The 18,834-nt window shown below is 60.0% G+C and carries 19 protein-coding genes; 12 read left to right on the forward strand and 7 right to left on the reverse strand.

Going from position 1 to position 18,834, the window contains the following annotated elements; translation table 11 throughout:
• Positions 1 to 10: 10 nt before the first annotated feature.
• Both JJD74_RS01835 and JJD74_RS01840 read left to right on the forward strand, forming a co-directional pair.
• The gene (locus JJD74_RS01835) at positions 11 to 460 is read left to right on the forward strand and encodes a Spy/CpxP family protein refolding chaperone (protein WP_115147842.1); all 450 of its coding nucleotides are present in this window, start codon (positions 11 to 13) and stop codon (positions 458 to 460) included.
• Between the two features lie 170 nt (positions 461 to 630).
• Complete coding sequence (locus JJD74_RS01840; RefSeq protein WP_115147843.1) at positions 631 to 1,971, forward strand: sensor histidine kinase; 1,341 nt, start codon at positions 631 to 633, stop codon at positions 1,969 to 1,971.
• 72 nt (positions 1,972 to 2,043) lie between these two features.
• On the opposite strand, the gene JJD74_RS01845 is transcribed toward JJD74_RS01840, so the two are convergent.
• Complete coding sequence (locus JJD74_RS01845) at positions 2,044 to 2,610, reverse strand: nitroreductase family protein (protein ID WP_042558163.1); 567 nt, start codon at positions 2,608 to 2,610, stop codon at positions 2,044 to 2,046.
• Positions 2,611 to 2,731: 121 nt separating this feature from the next.
• Here JJD74_RS01845 and JJD74_RS01850 point away from each other — a divergent pair, with 121 nt between their 5' ends.
• Positions 2,732 to 4,186, forward strand: coding sequence for a TrkH family potassium uptake protein (locus tag JJD74_RS01850; protein WP_042558162.1), 1,455 nt, complete (start codon positions 2,732 to 2,734; stop codon positions 4,184 to 4,186).
• Here JJD74_RS01850 and JJD74_RS01855 read toward each other — a convergent pair.
• Positions 4,143 to 5,204: an AraC family transcriptional regulator gene (locus tag JJD74_RS01855; RefSeq protein WP_200610871.1), complete on the reverse strand. Its 1,062-nt coding sequence runs from the start codon at positions 5,202 to 5,204 to the stop codon at positions 4,143 to 4,145. The genes JJD74_RS01850 and JJD74_RS01855 overlap by 44 nt on opposite strands.
• A 164-nt stretch (positions 5,205 to 5,368) precedes the next feature.
• Here JJD74_RS01855 and JJD74_RS01860 point away from each other — a divergent pair, with 164 nt between their 5' ends.
• On the forward strand, positions 5,369 to 5,680 hold the full coding sequence (locus JJD74_RS01860; protein ID WP_047300239.1) for a DUF962 domain-containing protein: 312 nt from the start codon (positions 5,369 to 5,371) through the stop codon (positions 5,678 to 5,680).
• Positions 5,681 to 5,705: 25 nt separating this feature from the next.
• On the forward strand, positions 5,706 to 6,296 hold the full coding sequence (locus tag JJD74_RS01865; protein ID WP_047300238.1) for an HD domain-containing protein: 591 nt from the start codon (positions 5,706 to 5,708) through the stop codon (positions 6,294 to 6,296).
• 121 nt (positions 6,297 to 6,417) lie between these two features.
• Here the strand turns inward: JJD74_RS01865 and JJD74_RS01870 are convergent, their stop codons facing one another.
• The gene (locus JJD74_RS01870) at positions 6,418 to 7,233 is read right to left on the reverse strand and encodes a UDP-2,3-diacylglucosamine diphosphatase (protein ID WP_047300237.1); all 816 of its coding nucleotides are present in this window, start codon (positions 7,231 to 7,233) and stop codon (positions 6,418 to 6,420) included.
• Positions 7,234 to 7,367: 134 nt separating this feature from the next.
• Between JJD74_RS01870 and JJD74_RS01875 the strand changes: the two genes are divergently transcribed.
• Both JJD74_RS01875 and JJD74_RS01880 read left to right on the forward strand, forming a co-directional pair.
• Positions 7,368 to 8,132, forward strand: coding sequence for an AraC family transcriptional regulator (locus JJD74_RS01875; protein ID WP_200610874.1), 765 nt, complete (start codon positions 7,368 to 7,370; stop codon positions 8,130 to 8,132).
• A 72-nt stretch (positions 8,133 to 8,204) separates the two neighbouring features.
• Complete coding sequence (locus JJD74_RS01880) at positions 8,205 to 9,098, forward strand: DMT family transporter (RefSeq protein ID WP_047300236.1); 894 nt, start codon at positions 8,205 to 8,207, stop codon at positions 9,096 to 9,098.
• Here JJD74_RS01880 and JJD74_RS01885 read toward each other — a convergent pair.
• Positions 9,092 to 9,352: a SelT/SelW/SelH family protein gene (locus tag JJD74_RS01885; protein ID WP_442793274.1), complete on the reverse strand. Its 261-nt coding sequence runs from the start codon at positions 9,350 to 9,352 to the stop codon at positions 9,092 to 9,094. The two genes, JJD74_RS01880 and JJD74_RS01885, sit on opposite strands and share 7 nt — an antisense overlap.
• Here JJD74_RS01885 and JJD74_RS31300 point away from each other — a divergent pair.
• Together JJD74_RS31300 and JJD74_RS01890 are read left to right on the forward strand one after the other, a co-directional pair.
• Positions 9,335 to 9,388, forward strand: a complete 54-nt coding sequence (locus tag JJD74_RS31300; protein WP_442793275.1) for an H-X9-DG-CTERM domain-containing protein — start codon at positions 9,335 to 9,337, stop codon at positions 9,386 to 9,388. The two genes, JJD74_RS01885 and JJD74_RS31300, sit on opposite strands and share 18 nt — an antisense overlap.
• A gap of 62 nt (positions 9,389 to 9,450) precedes the next feature.
• On the forward strand, positions 9,451 to 11,640 hold the full coding sequence (locus JJD74_RS01890) for a patatin-like phospholipase family protein (RefSeq protein WP_047300234.1): 2,190 nt from the start codon (positions 9,451 to 9,453) through the stop codon (positions 11,638 to 11,640).
• Between the two features lie 168 nt (positions 11,641 to 11,808).
• Here JJD74_RS01890 and JJD74_RS01895 read toward each other — a convergent pair whose 3' ends face one another.
• From JJD74_RS01895 to recQ, 3 genes are all read right to left on the reverse strand, one after another.
• Positions 11,809 to 13,605 (reverse strand): FimV/HubP family polar landmark protein, encoded by a 1,797-nt coding sequence (locus JJD74_RS01895; RefSeq protein ID WP_200610877.1) that lies wholly within the window; start codon positions 13,603 to 13,605, stop codon positions 11,809 to 11,811.
• A 128-nt stretch (positions 13,606 to 13,733) separates the two neighbouring features.
• Positions 13,734 to 14,168, reverse strand: coding sequence for a MarR family transcriptional regulator (locus JJD74_RS01900; RefSeq protein WP_042558154.1), 435 nt, complete (start codon positions 14,166 to 14,168; stop codon positions 13,734 to 13,736).
• Between the two features lie 301 nt (positions 14,169 to 14,469).
• On the reverse strand, positions 14,470 to 16,599 hold the full coding sequence (gene recQ / locus JJD74_RS01905) for a DNA helicase RecQ (RefSeq protein WP_200610881.1): 2,130 nt from the start codon (positions 16,597 to 16,599) through the stop codon (positions 14,470 to 14,472).
• Positions 16,600 to 16,996: 397 nt separating this feature from the next.
• On the opposite strand from recQ, the gene JJD74_RS01910 reads away from it, so the two are divergent.
• The 3 genes from JJD74_RS01910 (at position 16,997) to JJD74_RS01920 (ending at position 18,759) form a co-directional block, all read left to right on the forward strand.
• Entirely contained in the window at positions 16,997 to 17,584 is a 588-nt protein-coding gene (locus JJD74_RS01910) for a UPF0149 family protein (RefSeq protein ID WP_042558152.1), read from the forward strand.
• Between the two features lie 10 nt (positions 17,585 to 17,594).
• Positions 17,595 to 17,990: a YbaN family protein gene (locus tag JJD74_RS01915; protein WP_115147847.1), complete on the forward strand. Its 396-nt coding sequence runs from the start codon at positions 17,595 to 17,597 to the stop codon at positions 17,988 to 17,990.
• A gap of 409 nt (positions 17,991 to 18,399) precedes the next feature.
• Entirely contained in the window at positions 18,400 to 18,759 is a 360-nt protein-coding gene (locus JJD74_RS01920; RefSeq protein ID WP_115147848.1) for a DUF6124 family protein, read from the forward strand.
• Positions 18,760 to 18,834 lie beyond the last annotated feature (75 nt).

Genomic DNA, 18,834 nt, shown 5'->3' on the forward strand with positions numbered 1-18,834 from the left:
GAGATACACCATGCGCAAGACTCTTATCGCTCTGATGTTCGCTGCCGCTCTGCCAACCGTCGCCATGGCCATGCCGCAAGACGGCGGCCCGATGGGTGGCCCGCTCGACGGCCCACGCCACGGCGGTCAGATGCACGGCATGCACGGCAAAGGCCCGTACAGCCAACTCGACCTGTCCCGCGAACAACGCGAGCAGATCCGCAAGATCATGGGCGAGCAGATGCACGAGCGTAAGCAAGTGGTCGACAAGTACCTGGAAAAACTCTCGCCGGCTGACCAGAAAGCCATGAAGGATGAGATGGCAGCCAACCACAAGAAAGCCGAGGCCGATGTTCGCGCCGTGCTGAAACCGGATCAACAGAAGAAATTCGACGAGATCCAGAAGAAAAAGGCCGAGCGTCGCGCCGAATGGGCTGAGTTCAAGGCGTGGAAAGCGCAACAGCCGCAAAAAGCGCAATAATGTTTTAACCACAGGCCCGACGGCTAACACCGTCGGGCCTGTTCACATCCGCCCTCTGTAGGAGCTGCGGCACGCTGCGATCTTTTGATTCTGCTTTTGAAAAACAAGATCAGAAGATCGCAGCGTGCCGCAACTCCTGCAGGGGTTACGCGTTTGATTGAGGATTTTCTGTGCGGTCATTGTTCTGGCGTATTCTCGCAAGCTTCTGGCTGGCTATCGCTCTGGTTGCAGGGCTGTCCATTCTGTTGGGGCACATGCTCAATCAGGACGCGTGGATCCTCAGTCGCCATCCGGGCCTCAACACCCTCGCGGCTGAGTGGACGCAGAGCTACGAAGCACAAGGCGAGGAAGCCGCTCAGCAGATCCTCCAACAACGCAAACGCCAGTACCACATCGACGTTCAAGTGCTGAACGAAAGCGGTGACCCGGTCGTGCGCGGCACCTTCCCCCGTCGTGCCGCAGCCTTCGAAGCCCGCCAGAACAACGATGACCGACGCCTGCCATGGCGGCGCCTGACCGATGAGTTCACCAGTGAAAAAACCGGTGACACCTACCTGTTCATCTACCGCATCCCACATCCCGAACTCGACTCCTGGCACCGCGAAAGCCTGCTCTGGCCATTGAGTGCTCTGGGCATTGCGCTGGTGGTACTGACTCTGTTCAGCTTGCTGGTGACCTTCTCCATCACCCGTCCGCTTAGCCGTTTGCGCGGCGCGGTACATGACCTGGGGCAGGCGACTTATCAGCAGAACAGCCTGGCCAAACTGGCCAACCGCCGCGATGAGTTCGGCGTCCTCGCCAACGACTTCAACCGCATGGGTGCACGCCTGCAAAGCCTGATCGGCAGTCAGCGTCAGTTGTTGCGCGACGTATCCCATGAACTGCGTTCACCGCTGGCGCGGCTGCGAATTGCCCTGGCGCTGGCAGAGCGCGCCAACCCTGAAGAACGCGAAAAACTCTGGCCACGACTGACCCGCGAATGCGATCGCCTGGAAGCGCTGATCAGTGAAATTCTGGTGCTGGCGCGGGTCGATGCCGACAACGCCAGCGCTGAAGACGTGGATTTGAATACGCTGCTGAGCGCCCTGCAAAAGGATGCGCAGTTGGCGTCGCCGGAACAGAACGTGAGTCTGGACGCCGAGCAACAGCTGAATCTGAAGGGCTGGCCGACCATGATCGAGCGCGCCGTGGACAACCTGCTACGCAATGCGCAGCGCTTCAATCCCCAGGGTCAGGCGATTGAAATGCAGGCCTCGCGGCAGGGTGAGCGGATAGTCATCAGTGTTCGCGATCATGGCCCGGGGGTTCAGGCCGAGCACCTGAGTCAGTTGGGCGAGCCGTTTTATCGGGCGCCGGGGCAGACAGCGGCGGGTCATGGTCTGGGCCTGGCGATTGCACGGCGTGCGGCGGAACGGCATGGCGGAAGTCTGGTGCTGGCAAATCATCCTGACGGCGGATTTGTTGCCAGTCTGGAATTGCCGCTGGTGCCGGGGGCTGTCGTCCAGCCCTGACAGCGACCCTCATCGGAACGCCGCCCAGCCCTCTCCCTTCGGGAGAGGGTGAGGGTGAGGGGCTTTTGATCTTCAGGCCTTACCAGGCCAAGCGCTGACAAACTCCGCCAGATCGACCTTTTCCGCCACCCGCGGCTCTTTCTGCGGAGTGCCGAGGTACAGGAACGCAATCACCTCCTCGCCCTCCACCAGTCCCAAGCCTTTCGCGACATGCTGCGAATAAGCCAGATCGCCGGTACGCCAAACCGCACCAATCCCCTGCGCATACGCCGCCAGCAAAATCCCGTGGGCGGCACACCCGGCGGCCAGCAACTGCTCGGCCTTCGGGTACTTGACGTGTTCCTGCAGTTTCGCGATCACCACAACTACCAGCGGGGCACGCAGCGGGCCGTTGCGCGCCTTGTCGATCATGGCTTCAGTGATTTCGCCTTCCTGCTTCTGCGCAGCTTCAGCCAACAGTTCGCCCATCTGCTCGCGCGCAGCGCCTTCGACGGTCAAAAAACGATACGGCTGCAAGTGCCCGTGATCCGGCGCGCGCAACGCGGCGGCAAACAGGGCTTCGCGCTGCTGCGCGGTAGGGGCCGGTTCGACCAGTCGTGGAACGGAAACACGGTTGAGCAAAGCGTCGAGAGCCTGCATCGGCCACCTCCTGAAAAAAATATGCGGCTATTCTAGCGGTATCTACCAAAAGGATGCCGGTTTACATGCCCTGCCCCACGGGTAGAATGGCGCCCTTCCCCTATCAGCCCGAGCAGACTTAATGGCGTTGCCGACCTTACGGATCATTGGTTTCATCATCGGCATCTTCCTGATCACTCTGGCAATTGCCATGGTCGTGCCGATGGCCACCCTGGTGATTTTCGACCGCACCGGCGATCTGCCGTCGTTCCTCTGGGCGAGCATGATCACCTTCGTTGCCGGCCTCGCACTGGTGATTCCGGGCCGTCCGGAACACATTCACCTGCGCCCGCGTGACATGTACCTGCTGACCGTCAGCAGTTGGCTGGTGGTATGTATTTTCGCCGCGCTGCCGTTCCTGCTGACTCAGCACATCAGCTACACCGACTCGTTTTTTGAAAGCATGTCCGGCATTACCGCGACCGGCGCGACCGTGCTTAACGGCCTCGACAGCATGTCCCCCGGGATTCTGATGTGGCGTTCACTGCTGCACTGGATTGGCGGCATCGGCTTTATCGGCATGGCGGTGGCGATTCTGCCGCTGCTGCGAATTGGTGGCATGCGCCTGTTCCAGACCGAATCGTCGGATCGCTCGGAAAAGGTCATGCCCCGTTCACACATGGTGGCGCGGCTGATCGTGGGGGCCTATGTCGGCATCACCATCCTCGGCAGCCTGGCGTTCTGGTGGGCAGGGATGAGCCTGTTCGACGCGATCAATCATGCGATGTCGGCTATTTCCACGGGTGGATTCTCGACCTCCGACCAATCCCTGGCCAAGTGGACGCAACCGGCTGTGCACTGGGTGGCGATCGTCATCATGATTCTCGGCAGCCTGCCGTTCACCCTGTACGTGGCGACGATGCGCGGTAATCGCCGAGCGTTGATCAAGGATCAGCAGGTGCAGGGCATGCTGGCGATGTTGCTGGTGACCTGGCTGGTGCTCGGCACCTGGTACTGGTGGACGACCCAACTGCATTGGCTGGATGCGCTGCGCCATGTGGCGCTGAACGTGACGTCGGTGCTGACCACCACCGGTTTTGCCCTCGGCGACTACAGCCTGTGGGGCAACTTCTCGTTGATGTTGTTCTTCTATCTGGGTTTTGTCGGCGGCTGCTCCGGGTCGACGGCAGGCGGGATCAAGATCTTCCGCTTCCAGGTCGCCTACATCCTGCTCAAGGCCAACCTTAATCAGCTGATTCACCCCCGTGCGGTGATCAAGCAGAAGTACAACGGTCACCGGCTCGACGAAGAGATCGTGCGTTCGATTCTGACGTTTTCGTTTTTCTTCGCCATCACCATCTGCGTGATCGCCCTGCTCCTGTCGCTGCTGGGCGTGGACTGGATGACCGCGCTGACCGGCGCCGCCAGCACCGTGTCCGGCGTCGGCCCGGGCCTTGGCGAGACCATCGGCCCAGCGGGCAACTTCGCCACCCTGCCGGATGCCGCGAAGTGGATCCTGTCGTTCGGCATGCTGCTCGGCCGACTGGAAATCATTACGGTGTTTGTACTGTGTATACCGGCCTTTTGGCGTCACTGACGGCGTTGAGCGCCTTGGCCAACCGCGCCCGGTAATCACCGGGCGTACTGTCGAACCAGCGGCGGAAGGCACGAAAGAAGTTGCTCGGATCGGCAAAGCCCAACAGATAGGCGATTTCCAGCAGGGTCATGCTCGGCTGCGCCAGGTACTGTTCGGCCAGTTCGCGGCGAGTGTCATCGAGCAACTGCTGAAAACTCGTGCCCTCCTCCTGCAGCCTGCGTTGCAACGTGCGTTGCGAGAGGTGCAGAGTCTGCGCCACCGCATCGCGCTTGGGCTCGCCCTGAGGCAATAACCGACAAAGCACCTGCCGCGCCTTGTGGGTCACACGGCTTTCGGAAAACCGCGCCAGGTATTCTCCCGCAAAGCGATCGTGCAACAGCGCCATGGCCTCGTTGGCGGTGGGCAGCGGCGCCTCCATGTCAGCGCGTTTGAAGATCAGCGCATCGTAAGGCGCGCTGAACACCAGCGGCGCATGGAAAGCGTGTTTGTAGGGTTGCAGATCAGCCGGCTCATCGCCCTGCAGCAACACTTTGACTGGATGCAGCGTGCGCCCGCTCAGCCAGCCGCACAGGGCGAGCGCACAGGCCAGCGACGCTTCGGCGCTTTGCCGGGTGGGCGGCAGGTGATCGCCGTGCACCGTCAGAATCAGCGCGTAACCTTCATCCAGCAGACGAAAACTCAGGTCGGCGCTTTCGGCGATGATTCGTTGATAGCGCACCAGCCGTTGAAAGCCTTCGACCAGGGTATTACTGGACATCAGCGCGTAACCGGCGACATGAAACGAGGCCGGACGCACCACTTTGCCCATGTTCAGACCGATGGCCGGATTGCCGGACACCTCCACCGCCCGTTGCCAGAGCCGGGTCATGGAGTCTTGCGGGAAACGCGCATCCGGATCATCCAGAGCCGAGTAATCCAGCCCCAGCTGCTTGAACAGAACCCGGCAATCCAGGCCGTCCATCTCCAATGCTTTGACAATCCCCATCGCCCAGCTTGCAGAAGTCGTTCGTTCGCTCATGGCGTTTTTCTTTTGCATGGCGGGTCGCCTGTTGCGGCCCGATTTGCGAAGGATACTAAAGTGGCGCCAATTGTCACTGGCCCACCCCCATGATCACTCTAGACTCAAATAAGCTACCCGCAGCACAACTCGTCGCCAGAACAATAACCACAGAGATCGCAGTCGTGGAAAACATCAAGCATTTCAAAAGCTTCGCCGAGTTCTATCCGTATTACCTCAGCGAGCACAACAACAGCACCTGCCGTCGCCTGCATTTCATTGGCACGACCCTGGTTATTTTCATTCTCGCGCTAACCATCGCCAAAGGCGCCTGGCTGCTGTTATTGGCACTGCCGCTGGCGGGCTACAGCTTCGCGTGGGCCGGACATTTCTTCTTTGAAAAGAACCGGCCGGCGACGTTCCAGCATCCGCTCTACAGCCTGCTCGGCGACTTCGTCATGTACCGCGACATGATTCTGGGTCGCGTGGCGTTCTGAAAACAAGCAACAACGAGGATTGCCGATGACCGTCAGTGCCCGCTTCACCCATATGCAGGATGGCACCCAGGAAGACTGGGCGATCATCGCCGCAGACTTCAGCGCCTATGCCAAGCAGTTGTCATCACGCATCACCACTCACCTGAAGTTGCTCGAAGGCGATTTCGGCGGGTTCCCGGTGGATCGCCTGACCCACTCGCTGCAAACCGCCACCCGCGCCTTTCGCGATGGCCGTGACGAGGAATATGTGGTGTGCGCCCTGCTGCACGACATTGGCGATACCTTGGGCTCGTACAACCATCCGGACATTGCGGCGGCGATTCTCAAGCCGTTCGTCAGTGCCGAGAACCTGTGGATGGTCGAGAAACACGGGGTGTTTCAGGGTTACTACTTCTTTCATCATCTGGGAATGGATCGGCATCTGCGCGAGCAGTTCAAAGAGCACCCGCAGTTTCAGGCAACTGCCGAGTTTTGCGCCAGATACGATGCAGCGGCGTTTGATCCGGAGTACGACACGCTGCCGTTGAGCTTCTTTGAGCCGATGATGGAGCGCTTGTTTGCCCAGCCGAAGAATTCGATCTACAAGGCGGCGATGGAAGAACACAGCCCGGCCTGAGAACACCACAACTCAAAATGTGGGAGCGAGCCTGCTCGCGAATGCGGAGTGTCAGGCAGTAAAGCTTTGCCTGATGTATTGCATTCGCGAGCAGGCTCGCTCCCACAGGGTTCTCTTTCGCTCAGGCGGGTTCGGCAACCTTGGCAGCCTTGAGTTCGGCCTCCCGCGCCTGCGCATCCGCCAGTCGATACAACTCGATCGTGCCGTCCCAATGCTCGATCAGCGCGGTGCACGACTCCACCCAATCGCCGCAGTTAAGGTAATCCACGTCGCCGACCTTGCGGATTTCGGCGTGGTGAATGTGCCCGCAAACCACACCGTGCAATTCGCGCTTCACACATTCATGGGCGATGGCTTCTTCGAAGTCACTGATGAAGCTTACGGCCGTCTTCACCTTGTGCTTGAGGTACGCCGACAACGACCAGTAACCGTAGCCATATCGCGCGCGCCAGTGGTTGAGCCAGCGGTTGAGCGTCAGGGTAAATTCGTAGGCCGAGTCGCCGAGAAAGGCCAGCCAGCGGTGATAACGGGTGATCACATCAAACTGGTCACCGTGTATCACCAACAGATGGCGACCGTCCGCCGTGACGTGCACGGCCTCGTCGACCAACTGGATATTGCCCAGAATCAGCTTCGAGTAACGCCGCAGGAATTCATCGTGGTTGCCGGTGACGTAGATCACTTCGGTGCCGCGCTTGCTCATGGTCAGCAAGCGGCGGATCACGTTGGTGTGAGCCTGCGGCCAATACATGCCGCCGCGCAGTTTCCAGCCGTCGATAATGTCACCGACCAGGTAAATCCTGTCGGTGTGGTAGCCCTTGAGAAATTGCGACAAATGCTCGGCCTGGCAATCCCGCGTGCCCAGGTGCACGTCGGAAATCCACAAGGTTCGCACCCGTTGTTTGCGGCTGGGTTTGGCGAGCTCGGCGCTGGTCATGGGCAACCCTCTGGATGTTTTCGCCAGCTTGCGCGCGCCCGGTTAATCGTCCATGACAGCCGCGAGTCAGTCCTGTGACAACGCACTCGGGAGGCGCCGGTGTAGACTGTCGGTCACTTCGGAGACGACCTGCCATGCGACCGATCCTCACCCTGCGTCATTACTCTCACGACCTGATCGTCCACAGCCACGACCACGCGCAACTGGTGTTCGGCTTGTCTGGCGCGCTGGACTTCGAGGTCGAGGGCTGTGGCAGTCAGGTGCGTCAGCAGAGTTTCGTGGTCATTCCAGCCGACGCCCACCACGCCTGCGGCAGTCCGCAAGGCAGTCGTTGTCTGGTCATGGACATCCCTGACGAGCAATGGCTGCTCGATTCACTGGGCGAGCACGCCGAAGCCAGCCGCCGCTTACTCGACAAGACCGCCCGGTTGTCGCTGGATTCAGGACAAAGCCAGTTGGTCAGTTGGCTGGCGAACAGCCCGGTTAGCGATCCGCTGATTGCGCAGCAAGGCGCGGTATTGCTGCTGGCCAGTCTGAATCATGCGCAACCTGTCGAACTCACCGCCCGGCGCTTGCCTTACGCGGCGCTGGATGCGCACATCGAGCAGCATGCTGCTTATCCGCTGCAAGTCGCCGATCTGGCGCGGATCGCCGGATTATCCAGTGCACGTCTGCACGCGCGCTTCATGGCTGAATGCGGGCAGACGCCGATGGACTACATCCGCAGTCGGCGCCTGCACAAGGCTGTGACCCTGCTGCGTGAGACTGTGCTGCCGATTGGCGAAATCGCCAGTCGGGTCGGCTACAGCTCGCAAAGTGCATTTGCGGCAGCGGTGCTGCGCGAGTTTGGCGCCTCGCCGGGCCAATTGCGGCGCGAGGCTGGCGACAAACGACAATAGTTTGCCGACAGATTTATGGGCTGCGACACGTTTCAATAGGTCTGTGAATCTGCGTTTGAATTAAGGACTGCAATGACTCCGCGTACCGCCCTCGGCGCCCTGCATATTGGCGCTCTGATGTTTGGCCTGACCGGCGTGTTCGGCAAACTCGCCGCCGCGTCCCCTGCCGTGATTGTCTTTGGACGTGCCGCTTTCGCCGTCATCGCGCTGGCATTTTTTGCCCGATTCGCCAGCCAGCACGGTTGGCAAAAACTCCAGGCCGTGGATTGGCGACGTCTGCTGCTCAGCGGTGTATTGCTGGCCGGGCACTGGGTGAGTTTTTTCATTTCGGTGAAGGTCGCGGGTGTAGCCATCGCGACGCTTGGCTTTGCCAGTTTCCCGGCGTTCACGGTGATTCTCGAAGGGCTGATCTTTCGCGAGCGCATCCGTGCCAATGAAATTCTGCTGGTGGTGCTGGTGAGCGTCGGTCTGGTGCTGGTGACCCCGGCGTTCGATCTTGGCAGCGGTGCAACCATAGGTTTGCTTTGGTCGGTGTTGTCCGGGCTGCTGTTTTCCCTGTTGTCGCTGACCAATCGCGCCAGCTCCGGGCGAATCCCGGCAGTGCAGGCAGCACTCTGTCAAAACGTCGTGGTGGCTTTGTGTCTGCTGCCAGTGGCGGCGCCACAACTGAGCGAAGTGCGCGCGCTGGACTGGTTGTGGATCGCCCTGCTCGGCGTGTTCTGCACCGGCGTCGCCCACAGTCTGTTCGTTGCGAGTCTGGCAGTGATCAAGGCGCGCACCGCTGCTGTGGTGTTCGCCATGGAACCGGTCTACGGCATCACAATTGCCTGGTTGCTGTTCGATGAAAATCCGACGTTACGCATGCTGCTCGGCGGTGCGCTGATCATCGTCGCCATCGTGGTGTCGGCGCGAATGTCAGGCAGTGCCGACAAAAAAACCGTCGCCGCCGAAGCCGCGTCTCACTGAGCGCGGTCGTTGTGGCCGAGGTCGCGGTCAGGATCGATCTGGTCGCGCACCCGCTGCTTCAACACCTTGGCCTCCGGGAAACCGCCATCAACCTTGCGCTCCCAGATCTGCACGCCATCACAAGTGATGTGAAACACCCCACCGGTGCCCGGCACCAGTGACACTTTGCCGAGGTCGTCGCCGAAGGTGCTGAGCAGTTCCTGCGCCAGCCACGCCGCGCGCAGTAGCCACTGGCATTGGGTGCAATAAGTGATGACAACTTCTGCTTTTGCGACGGTCATGTTCAATGAAACTCCAGAGACAGAGGGCGCCGCTATAATACCCGGCTTTATCGTTTGCCCCGAGACTCACAATGCGCCGTCTGCTGTTCTGCCTGCTGCTTGGTTTTCTTCCTTTGTTCGTGCTTGCCAGCGAAGCGCCGCGACCGAAAGTCGGCCTTGTGCTGTCCGGTGGGGCCGCTCGTGGTCTGGCGCACATCGGCGTACTCAAGGCGCTGGAAGAGCAAGGCGTCAAGATCGATGCGATTGCCGGCACCAGCATGGGTGCGGTGGTTGGCGGCTTGTATGCCTCGGGCTACAAGATCGACGAACTGGAAAAGCTCGCCCTGGAAATCGACTGGCAGCAGGCGCTGTCCGACGCGCCGCCCCGGGAAGACGTGCCGTTCCGGCGCAAACAGGATGACCGCGACTTTCTGGTAAAACAAAAACTCAGCTTTCGCGACGACGGCAGTCTCGGCCTGCCACTGGGCGTGATTCAGGGGCAGAATCTGGCGCTGTTGCTCGAAAGCTTGTTGGCGCACACCAGCGACACCCGGGATTTCGACAAGTTACCGATCCCCTTCCGCGCCGTGGCCACCGACATCGCCAATGGCGAAAAAGTGGTATTCCGCAAGGGCCATCTGCCCCAGGTGATTCGCGCCAGCATGTCGATTCCGGCGGTGTTCGCGCCGGTCGAACTCGACGGCCGCCTGTTGGTGGACGGCGGCATGACCGACAACATTCCGCTGGATGTCGCGCGGCAAATGGGCGTCGACATCGCCATCGTGGTCGACATCGGTACGCCGCTGCGCGGTCGCAAGCAACTTAACACTGTGGTCGATGTGCTCAACCAGTCGATCACCCTGATGACCCGACGCAACTCTGAAGAACAACTGGCCGCGCTGAAAGCCACTGACGTGTTGATACAACCGTCGCTGGCAAGCTTCGGCGTGACTGATTTCGGCCGCGCCCAGGAAATGATCGATGCGGGTTATCGCGCAACCCGAATCCTTGATGCGCGCCTCGCCAGTCTCAAACCTGCCGAGTCCCAGGACGCCGAACTCAATGCAGCCCGAGCGCCGGGTCAACGTACGCCGATCATCACCGCGATCAAGGTCGAGAACGATTCGAAAGTCGACGACGACGTGATCCGCTACTACATTCGCCAACACATCGGCGAACCGCTGGATCTGGGTCGATTGCATTCGGACATGGGCACCTTGTACGGCCTCGACTACTTCGAACAGGTGCAGTACCGCGTGGCGCACAAGGGGCAGGATCACACCCTGGTAATCAGTGCCCGCGGCAAACGCAGTGGCACCGATTACCTGAGGGTCGGCCTGAACCTGTCAGACGACATGCGCGGCAGCAGTGCTTTCAACCTCGGCGCCAGTTACCGCAAAAACGGCATCAATCGTCTCGGTGCGGAATGGCTGACGCGTGTGCAGATTGGCGACACACAGGAGCTGTACAGCGAGTTCTATCAGCCGCTGGACGTTGGCTCACGCTACTTCATCGCGCCGTCGGTGGTGTTCGAGGCGCAAAACGTCGATGCGGTGCTCGACAATGATCCGGTCGCCCAGTACCGCGTCGAGCGTTACGGCATGGCCTTGAATGTCGGCCGGCAAATCGGCAACAACGGCGAAGTGCGCTTCGGCGTCGGTGAGGCCTGGGGCAAGGCCGATGTGCGCATTGGCGATCAGGACCTGCCCAGCGAGAATTTCAACGAAGGCTTCTATTCGCTGAAGTATTCCTACGACTCACTGGACAACGTCTACTACCCCCACGAGGGCAAGGACGTCAGCCTGACAATCCTGCAATTCGAACCGAGCCTGGGCTCGGATACGCGTTATCGACAGTGGGAGTTCAAATTCGACAAAGCCATGAGCCGCGGACCGGACACATTGATTCTGGGCGGGCGCTATGGCCGTACCCTCGACGACACCAATGTGGTGACGTCCAGCTTCCTGCTCGGTGGCGCGCGCCAGCTGTCGGGCTTTCGCGAGGATGCGATTTCCGGGCAGAACGTCAGTCTGATGCGGGCGGTGTACTACCGCCGTCTGACACCGCGCTCGTATCTGCCGCTGGACTTCCCGCTGTACGCCGGCGGATCGCTGGAGCGTGGGCGAGCGTGGAACAACGACAACGAGTTCGACAGCGGTTACATCAATGCGGCGAGTGTGTTTATTGGCTTCGATACGCCGCTGGGGCCGTTGAATTTCAGTTATGGGCTCAATGATGCGAACGAGCAGGCGGTGTATTTGAATCTGGGGCAGACGTTCTGATCAAGGTTCAGGAGTGAGGGTGCCTGGCCGGCCGCCATCGCGGGCAAGCCCGCTCCCACAGGTTGAGCGTCGTTCACTGCATTTTTGTTCGGCATCGATACCTGTGGGAGCGGGCTCGCCCGCGATGGCGTCATAAAGATCGCCGCAACAGTGACTGAAGCTCTCGGATCAGCGGATCCCTGCCAAAAGGGTTCTGGCGGTTTGCTTCAAAGGCTCGTCCCCGTCCTTGAGCAACTCATTGAGCAGCGCAATCGCGCTGTCGATGTCACCGTCATCAATGCAGGTCTGCGCCTGTTCGAGCTTCCCCGCCCCCGCCTCGTCTGGCGCTGACATCTGTAAATCCAATGGCTCCAGCGCCAGCGACGGCAGCGGATCGGAAAATGCTTCAAGGAAGTCATCGTCCAGCGGCTGTGCCTCAGGCTCCGGAATCCATTCAAGCTCCGCGTCTTCACTGGCCGCGGTCTCTGGCAGGTCAAAGTCCTGCGGCAACACTTTCAGGCTGGAAGCGAAGCTGGAGTCGTCTGTTGCTGACTGAGCCAGTGCCGGGCGGCTGTCCTCCAGATCCCAATTTGAGTTCACCGACAACTCATCCAGATTCAACTCGAAATTGTCCTCAGGCAACACGGGCCCGGCGACTACGACGGGAGCAATGCCAATGGCCGATGGCGTGACTGCCGCCAACGGCGCAGTGCCCAACAGCTTCGGATGCCGAGCGCGGATATCCTGCAAGGCTTGTGCAGCAACGCCCTGTTCACGCAAATGACTTTCCTGCTGTTCGAACGCTGCGCTATCGCCCTGACGCCCTAGCACTTCGAGTAGCTGCAAACCAAGATCGGTGCGTTCCGGCTCTTTGTGCAGCGCATCGCGCAACAGTCCGGCGGCTTCGCCGAGGCGCCCATAGGCCAGGTAAATCCCCACGGCTTCCAGCACATCACCCGCCGTCGGCTCTTCACGCGGATCGGCCGAGGCGTGCCCCATGACCGGTTCAGTCGCCCCCTGTGAGGAACCGGCGTCATCCCCATCGGGCTCGTTGCTCAACGGTAATAACGGCAAAGGTGCATCGCCCTGCTGCTGTTGCTGGCGTCGACGGAGTACGAGCAACCCGGCCAATGTCACCAGCAACAGCAAGCCACCGAGTAATGGCCAATTCAAACCGTCCTCTGCGGGCTCGATCGGCGCAGCGGCAGCTGTCGGTGTTGGTGTTGGTGCCGGTGTCACTAATGGCGCTGGCGATGCCTTTTGCTGCTCGATCAAGCGTGCTTGCAGATCACTGACCTGTTTCCTGCCGTCGGCAATCTGCACATCCTGCGCCTGCAGTTTGGCGTTCAGCTCATCTAGGGACTTTTGCAACTGCTGGTTCTGCAACATGCTGGCTGCCAGTTGTTCGGCCAGTGCATCGTTGGCCGGAGCGGTTGTGGATGAAGGCGCGGCCGGCATGGCGCGTTTGCCCTGGGCCGCCTGTGGTGGCGCGCTCACGGGCTCGACAGTGGGAAATGCTGAGGATTGCGCGCGCGGGTCCGGCTCATCGGTAGCCGGCACGATACCCGGTGAACCCGGCGGATCGATCAGCACCGTGTATTCGCGCAGCAAGCGCCCATTGGGCTGACTGAGCTGCACCAGGAAATTCAGAAAGGGCTCGTTGACCGGTTTGCTGGAGGTCACCCGAATCATCTGGCGATTGCCATGCAGGATCGGCGTGAACTTGAGGTCGTTGAGGAAAAACACCCGCTCGACCCCGGCACGGCCAAATTCTTCTGCCGTGGCCAGGCTCACTGACAGGTCGTTCTGCGTCAGTGTTCCGACATCGATCAGCGCAATATCGGCCTTGAGCGGTTGATTGAGGGCTGAGTGAATCGTGATCTCGCCAAGCCCCAAAGCCATCGACAAGGTCGAATAGCCGAATGCGCCAGCGACCAATAATCCCTTGGCGTAAACGCGCAGTACCGTGTGCCAACTTGCGAGCATGAGCATCCCTTAAATAAGCAAAACCGACTTCTTATGCGTTCGCACATCCGGTACGAACACGATATTGCCTAGTAGTTCTTATAGTCTGCTCAGTGCGATCTCTCAAAAAACGGGTGCGCGGTTATGCCTCAAGATTTTTCCAGATTGGCCAGAATGTGACCGTGAACACGCATGCACACCTTTAAATCCGCCTCGTCGACACCGTCGAACAATTCGTGGCGCAGTTGGGTAGCAATGGTTTCGATTTGTTCGATCAACGGCAGGGCCGGTGCACACAGGACAATTTTTTTCGCCCGGCGGTCTTCAACCACCGACTGGCGTTGCACCAGCCCTTGGCTTTCCAGACTATCGAGCAAGCGCGCGAGGGTGGGGCCTTCGACGCCAACGCTTTGTGCCAGCTCTCGCTGTGTGGGCGCTTCCTCGAAACGCGCCAGATGCAGCAGCACCAGCCAGCGCGCCTGGGACAGGCCAAGGCCGGCCAGACGCCGGTCCAGCTCGGCACGCCAGCCGCGGGACATCTGGGCCAGTTGCATGCCAAAGCGGTGTTGATCGGTTAACGGCATAAAACACTCATGGTTAGACGGATGTAATAGAGAAAAACTAATTATTAGTCAGCTAAGCATGAGCTGCAGCTATAGGCAAGTGTCGGTCTGTACTGAATCGTTACATCTTGAAAAGCCCCTCTCCCAAAGGCAGAAGGGCTTGATTGGGGGATGCTGCACAAATCCACCGACCTGACAGGGCTTTACCGAATCCTTGATCGACCTGGTCTGTCAGGTCGATGTAATCCGCAAAACACCTCGGTCGGCTCCCTCTCCTCTTGGAGAAGGCTGCGGGCGGCGTTCCGATGAGGGTTGGACCGAATTACATTTCGAACTCGGATTGCAGCGCAGCCCGCACACAATAAAGGACGCCTTCAGGAACACGACCGGCGAACAGTTCGGCGATTTCGGCGACCGGCGGTAATTCCCCCTCGCCATCAAGAAACGCGTCCTGCACCTCGCCCATCAGCTCTTCAGGCAAGTCCAGAGCCTGTTCCAGTGAGAGTTGTTGCTTGCCGATCGCCTCGGCGAGCATGGTGTAGACGTTCTTTTCCGAACACTGCAACTGCCCGGCAATCTGCATCGGGGTCATGCCGGCGCGGGCCAGGGTGATGAGCTCGTGACGCACATCGGCCACCACCTTCGGCGCCTCGACCTCGCCGCCGAGCACTTCGAGGAAAGCATCGCCGTAGCGCTCCAGCTTGCGCGCACCGACGCCGCTGACCCGGGCCATTTCCGCCAACGAAGTTGGCTGGCTGCGAAGCATTTCCAGAAGTGTCGAATCCGGGAAGATGACATACGGCGGCACGCCGTGTTCTTCGGCCAGTTTGCGTCGCAACGCACGCAGGGCTTCCCACTGCTCGCGCTCTTCGCCGCGCACCAATTGGCTGGCCTGGCTTTTGCTGCCGCTCTTGGCGGTGACCTGTGGTTTGAGGTCGCGGCGCAGTTCCAGTGTCACTTCGCCCTTGAGCAGTGGCCGGCAGGAGTCGTTTAAACGCAAACCGCCATAACCTTCGTGGTCGACATCGGCCAGTCCACGCGCAACCAATTGACGGAACAGCGAGCGCCATTCACTTTCGCTCAGAGCCTTGCCAACGCCGAACACCGACAGATGCTGATGACCGAAACTGCGAACCTTTTCGTTGTCCTTGCCCAGCAGCACGTCGACCAGATGGCCGACGCCATAACGCTGACCGGTGCGAAAGATCGCCGACAAACCCTGACGTGCAGGCTCGGTGGCGTCCCAGGTCTGCACGCCGTCGACGCAGTTGTCGCAATGGCCGCAAGGTTCGGCCATCTGCTCATCGAAATACGCCAGCAGCGTCTGACGACGGCAACGAGTCTCTTCGCAGAGCGACAGCATCGCGTCGAGCTTGTGTTGCTCCAGACGCTTGTGACGCTCGTCGCCTTCAGAGTTTTGCAGCATCTGCTTGAGCATCACCACGTCTTGCAGACCGTAGGCCATCCACGCATCCGCCGGCAGACCGTCACGACCACCGCGTCCGGTTTCCTGGTAATACGCTTCGAGGGATTTCGGCAGATCGAGGTGGGCAACAAAACGCACGTTGGGCTTGTCGATGCCCATGCCGAACGCCACCGTGGCGACCATGATCAGGCCTTCCTCATTGAGGAAACGCTTCTGGTTGAAGGCGCGTAGCTCGTTGGGCAGACCGGCATGATACGGCAGCGCCGGGAAGCCTTGATCGCTAAGGAATGTCGCGACTTCTTCAACCTTTTTGCGCGACAGGCAATAGACAATGCCGGCATCGCTGCGCCGCTCGGCAAGAAACGCCAGCAACTGCTTGCGCGGCTGCTCCTTGGGCACGATGCGGTAGAAAATGTTCGGTCGGTCGAAGCTCGACAGGAAGCGCTCGGCGTTCTGCAGATGCAGGCGTTCGACGATTTCTTCGCGGGTACGTTTGTCGGCGGTGGCAGTCAGCGCGATGCGCGGCACAGTCGGGAACAACTCGGCCAGTTGCCCGAGTTGCAGATACTCGCGACGGAAGTCATGGCCCCACTGCGACACACAGTGCGCTTCATCGATGGCGAACAGCGCAATGTCGAGACTTTGCAGGAAGGACAACATGCGTGGCTGCACCAGACGCTCGGGCGCCAGATAGAGCATCTTCACTTCACCGCGCTTGATCCGCGTTGCCAGATCACGCTGCTGTTCGGCACTCAACGTGGAGTTCAGCGCGGCGGCCGCCACGCCCAGCTCTTCGAGGGTGGCAACCTGGTCATCCATCAGGGCGATCAACGGCGATACCACCACTGCCAGGCCATCGCGTAACAGCGCCGGAACCTGGAAGCACAGGGACTTGCCGCCACCGGTAGGCATCAATACCAGCGCGTCACCGCCACTGGCCACGCGCTCAATGATTGCACCCTGGCGGCCACGGAAACTGTCGTAGCCGAAGATGTCCTTGAGGACGCGTTGTGCCTGTTCGAGCATAAAAACTCCAAAAATCTACCGATACATCCCTGCTCAGGCTGGTTCAGAACAGCCAGGGCCGTTTAAACAAAACGTAAGAACGCATTGCACGACAACCGCAATGCGGGCAGGGATCGCAAAACGCGGCAGTATACCCGAGGCCTCCCCTGCGCAGGGTGCCGCTGATAAGACACTGATAACCCTGCCACACATAAATCCCTTGTGGGAGCGAGCCTGCTCGCGAATACGGTGGGTCATTCGACATAAAGGTGCCTGATACGCCGCTTTCGCGAGCAGGCTCGCTCCCACAGGATTTATATGCAGCCCGGCAATTGCGGCAAATCTGCCATGCGGCTGGCTTGAGCGCGCAAGAAGGCCTAGAATTCCCGCATTATTGATTCCCCAAGGTAGCAACGTAATGTCCTTCGCTGAGCAACTGACCCGCCTGCAAGTCTTCCTCGACGCCGACGAGCTGCACGACGAGGCGCTGGATTACGTGGCCGCCCACGGTTACCTGACCGCGCTGTCGATCTGCTCCGAAGAAGTGTCGGAGCGTGAATGGATCGACGCCCTATTCGCCGAAGAGCCGCATTACAGCGACGAAGCACAGCGTGCCGAGATCGAAGCCACCCTGATCGGCCTCAAGGCGCACATCGCCCGTCAACTGGCGTCCGATGAAGAATTCGAACTGCCGTGCGAGCTGGATCTGGGCGAAGACCCGGACGATTCGGAATTGCGCGGCTGGTGCATTGGTTTCATGGAAGGCGTGTTCCTGCGTGAAGCCGCCTGGTTCGAAACCGCCGAAGAAGAAGTCAGCGAAATGCTCCTGCCGATCATGGTCGGTTCGGGTCTGTTCGACGAACAACCCGAGTTCGAAGACATCGCTCAAGACGCCAATCTGATGGACGACATGATTGTGCAGATCCCGGAAGCCCTGACTGCGCTGTACCTGCTGTGCCAGGCGCCAGACGAAAAACCGGCGATCCTCAAGCCACGTCACCACTAAGATCCAGCCTATGGACAACCCCATAGGCAACCGCCCCCTGATGTTGCGCTACTTCCTGCTGGCTATCGGCTGGCTCAGCGTGGCATTGGGGGTGATCGGTATCTTCCTGCCCGTCCTGCCCACCACCCCTTTCCTTCTGCTCGCCGCCGCCTGCTTCGCGCGCAGTTCTCCGCGTTTCTATCAATGGCTGGTCGAGCATCCACGGCTCGGGCCATGGATCCGCGATTACCTTGATGGCAACGGCATTCCCCTCAAGGGCAAGGTCTACGCGATCGGGCTGATGTGGACGAGCATTCTGCTTTCCTGCTACCTGGTGCCGCTGGTGTGGGCGCGGGGGTTTATGTTGACGAGTGCAGTGCTGGTGACGGTTTATATTTTGCGGCAGAAGACCCTGCGCAAATCCTGAAACACTAAAAGATCGCAGCCTGCGGCAACTCCTACATGAAGATCGTCTGTAGGAGCTGCCGCAGGCTGCGATCTTTTGACTTTAAACACCCACGTTTAAACCAGACCTGCAAACACTCTCCGAAGCTACACGTCCTTGCGTAATTGCCTACAGCTACGCCAGAATCCGCCGGCTTGTGCGCCTTGGGGACGGGTTCTATTGTGGGGCGGTCGCTGACGAATCAGCGATCGGGTCTCGCAGCCCGCTGATCTCTAGACGCACAACACCCGTTCTTGTTATGGCGGCTGTACGTGGGAGACCTTCGGGTCTGCCGGTTCTAGAGTCCCGGTCTGCGACCCGCGTATAGCTGCCACCTCCTTTTCGTATCGCAGCGAAATGTGGCGGCTCCGTCGACTCTAGGAGCTTCACCATGATCAAACCAACGCCCAACCCGCCCGAAACCGATCCCACCTCGCCTTACGAATCCATCGATTCGAGAAGGCTGAGCGAAGCCGCCGACCGCGCCCTCGATCACTACCTCTGCCCGCCCGGCTCCACGCCACCGCCCCGAAAAACCCGCCGGATGTACGCCGTGACCGCAGACTTCAAAAATGAAGAACTGCTGGCCGATGCCAGCGAAACACTCGCCTCAGCCAGAACCATCGCCCATGACTTCGCCCACCTCATACCCGCGTCGCAGCGCAGGACGCTGTTGGGGATCGCGCAACTGATCATGCTCGGGGAGCTGGCGGTGAATCGGGTGATCGATAATCTGGAGTTGCCGGGTTGATGCAGGCGTGATCAACCGCTGAGTTATTCGGCGTCAGATCTGGCGCTTTCGCGAGCAGGCTCGCTCCCACAGTTA

The sequence above is a fragment of the Pseudomonas sp. MF6776 genome, assembly GCF_016613125.1.
Taxonomy (GTDB): Bacteria; Pseudomonadota; Gammaproteobacteria; order Pseudomonadales; family Pseudomonadaceae; genus Aquipseudomonas; species Aquipseudomonas iridis.

Coding starts and splice junctions, on each gene's coding strand:
- JJD74_RS01835 (WP_115147842.1), top strand. CDS start 11: ATGCGCAAGACTCTTATCGCTCTGATGTTCGCTGCCGCTCTGCCAACC.
- JJD74_RS01845 (WP_042558163.1), bottom strand. CDS start 2,610: ATGCAGGCTCTCGACGCTTTGCTCAACCGTGTTTCCGTTCCACGACTG.
- JJD74_RS01850 (WP_042558162.1), top strand. CDS start 2,732: ATGGCGTTGCCGACCTTACGGATCATTGGTTTCATCATCGGCATCTTC.
- JJD74_RS01855 (WP_200610871.1), bottom strand. CDS start 5,204: ATGAGCGAACGAACGACTTCTGCAAGCTGGGCGATGGGGATTGTCAAA.
- JJD74_RS01865 (WP_047300238.1), top strand. CDS start 5,706: ATGACCGTCAGTGCCCGCTTCACCCATATGCAGGATGGCACCCAGGAA.
- JJD74_RS01870 (WP_047300237.1), bottom strand. CDS start 7,233: ATGACCAGCGCCGAGCTCGCCAAACCCAGCCGCAAACAACGGGTGCGA.
- JJD74_RS01875 (WP_200610874.1), top strand. CDS start 7,368: ATGCGACCGATCCTCACCCTGCGTCATTACTCTCACGACCTGATCGTC.
- JJD74_RS01880 (WP_047300236.1), top strand. CDS start 8,205: ATGACTCCGCGTACCGCCCTCGGCGCCCTGCATATTGGCGCTCTGATG.
- JJD74_RS01890 (WP_047300234.1), top strand. CDS start 9,451: ATGCGCCGTCTGCTGTTCTGCCTGCTGCTTGGTTTTCTTCCTTTGTTC.
- JJD74_RS01895 (WP_200610877.1), bottom strand. CDS start 13,605: ATGCTCGCAAGTTGGCACACGGTACTGCGCGTTTACGCCAAGGGATTA.
- JJD74_RS01900 (WP_042558154.1), bottom strand. CDS start 14,168: ATGCCGTTAACCGATCAACACCGCTTTGGCATGCAACTGGCCCAGATG.
- recQ (WP_200610881.1), bottom strand. CDS start 16,599: ATGCTCGAACAGGCACAACGCGTCCTCAAGGACATCTTCGGCTACGAC.
- JJD74_RS01910 (WP_042558152.1), top strand. CDS start 16,997: ATGTCCTTCGCTGAGCAACTGACCCGCCTGCAAGTCTTCCTCGACGCC.
- JJD74_RS01915 (WP_115147847.1), top strand. CDS start 17,595: ATGGACAACCCCATAGGCAACCGCCCCCTGATGTTGCGCTACTTCCTG.
- JJD74_RS01920 (WP_115147848.1), top strand. CDS start 18,400: ATGATCAAACCAACGCCCAACCCGCCCGAAACCGATCCCACCTCGCCT.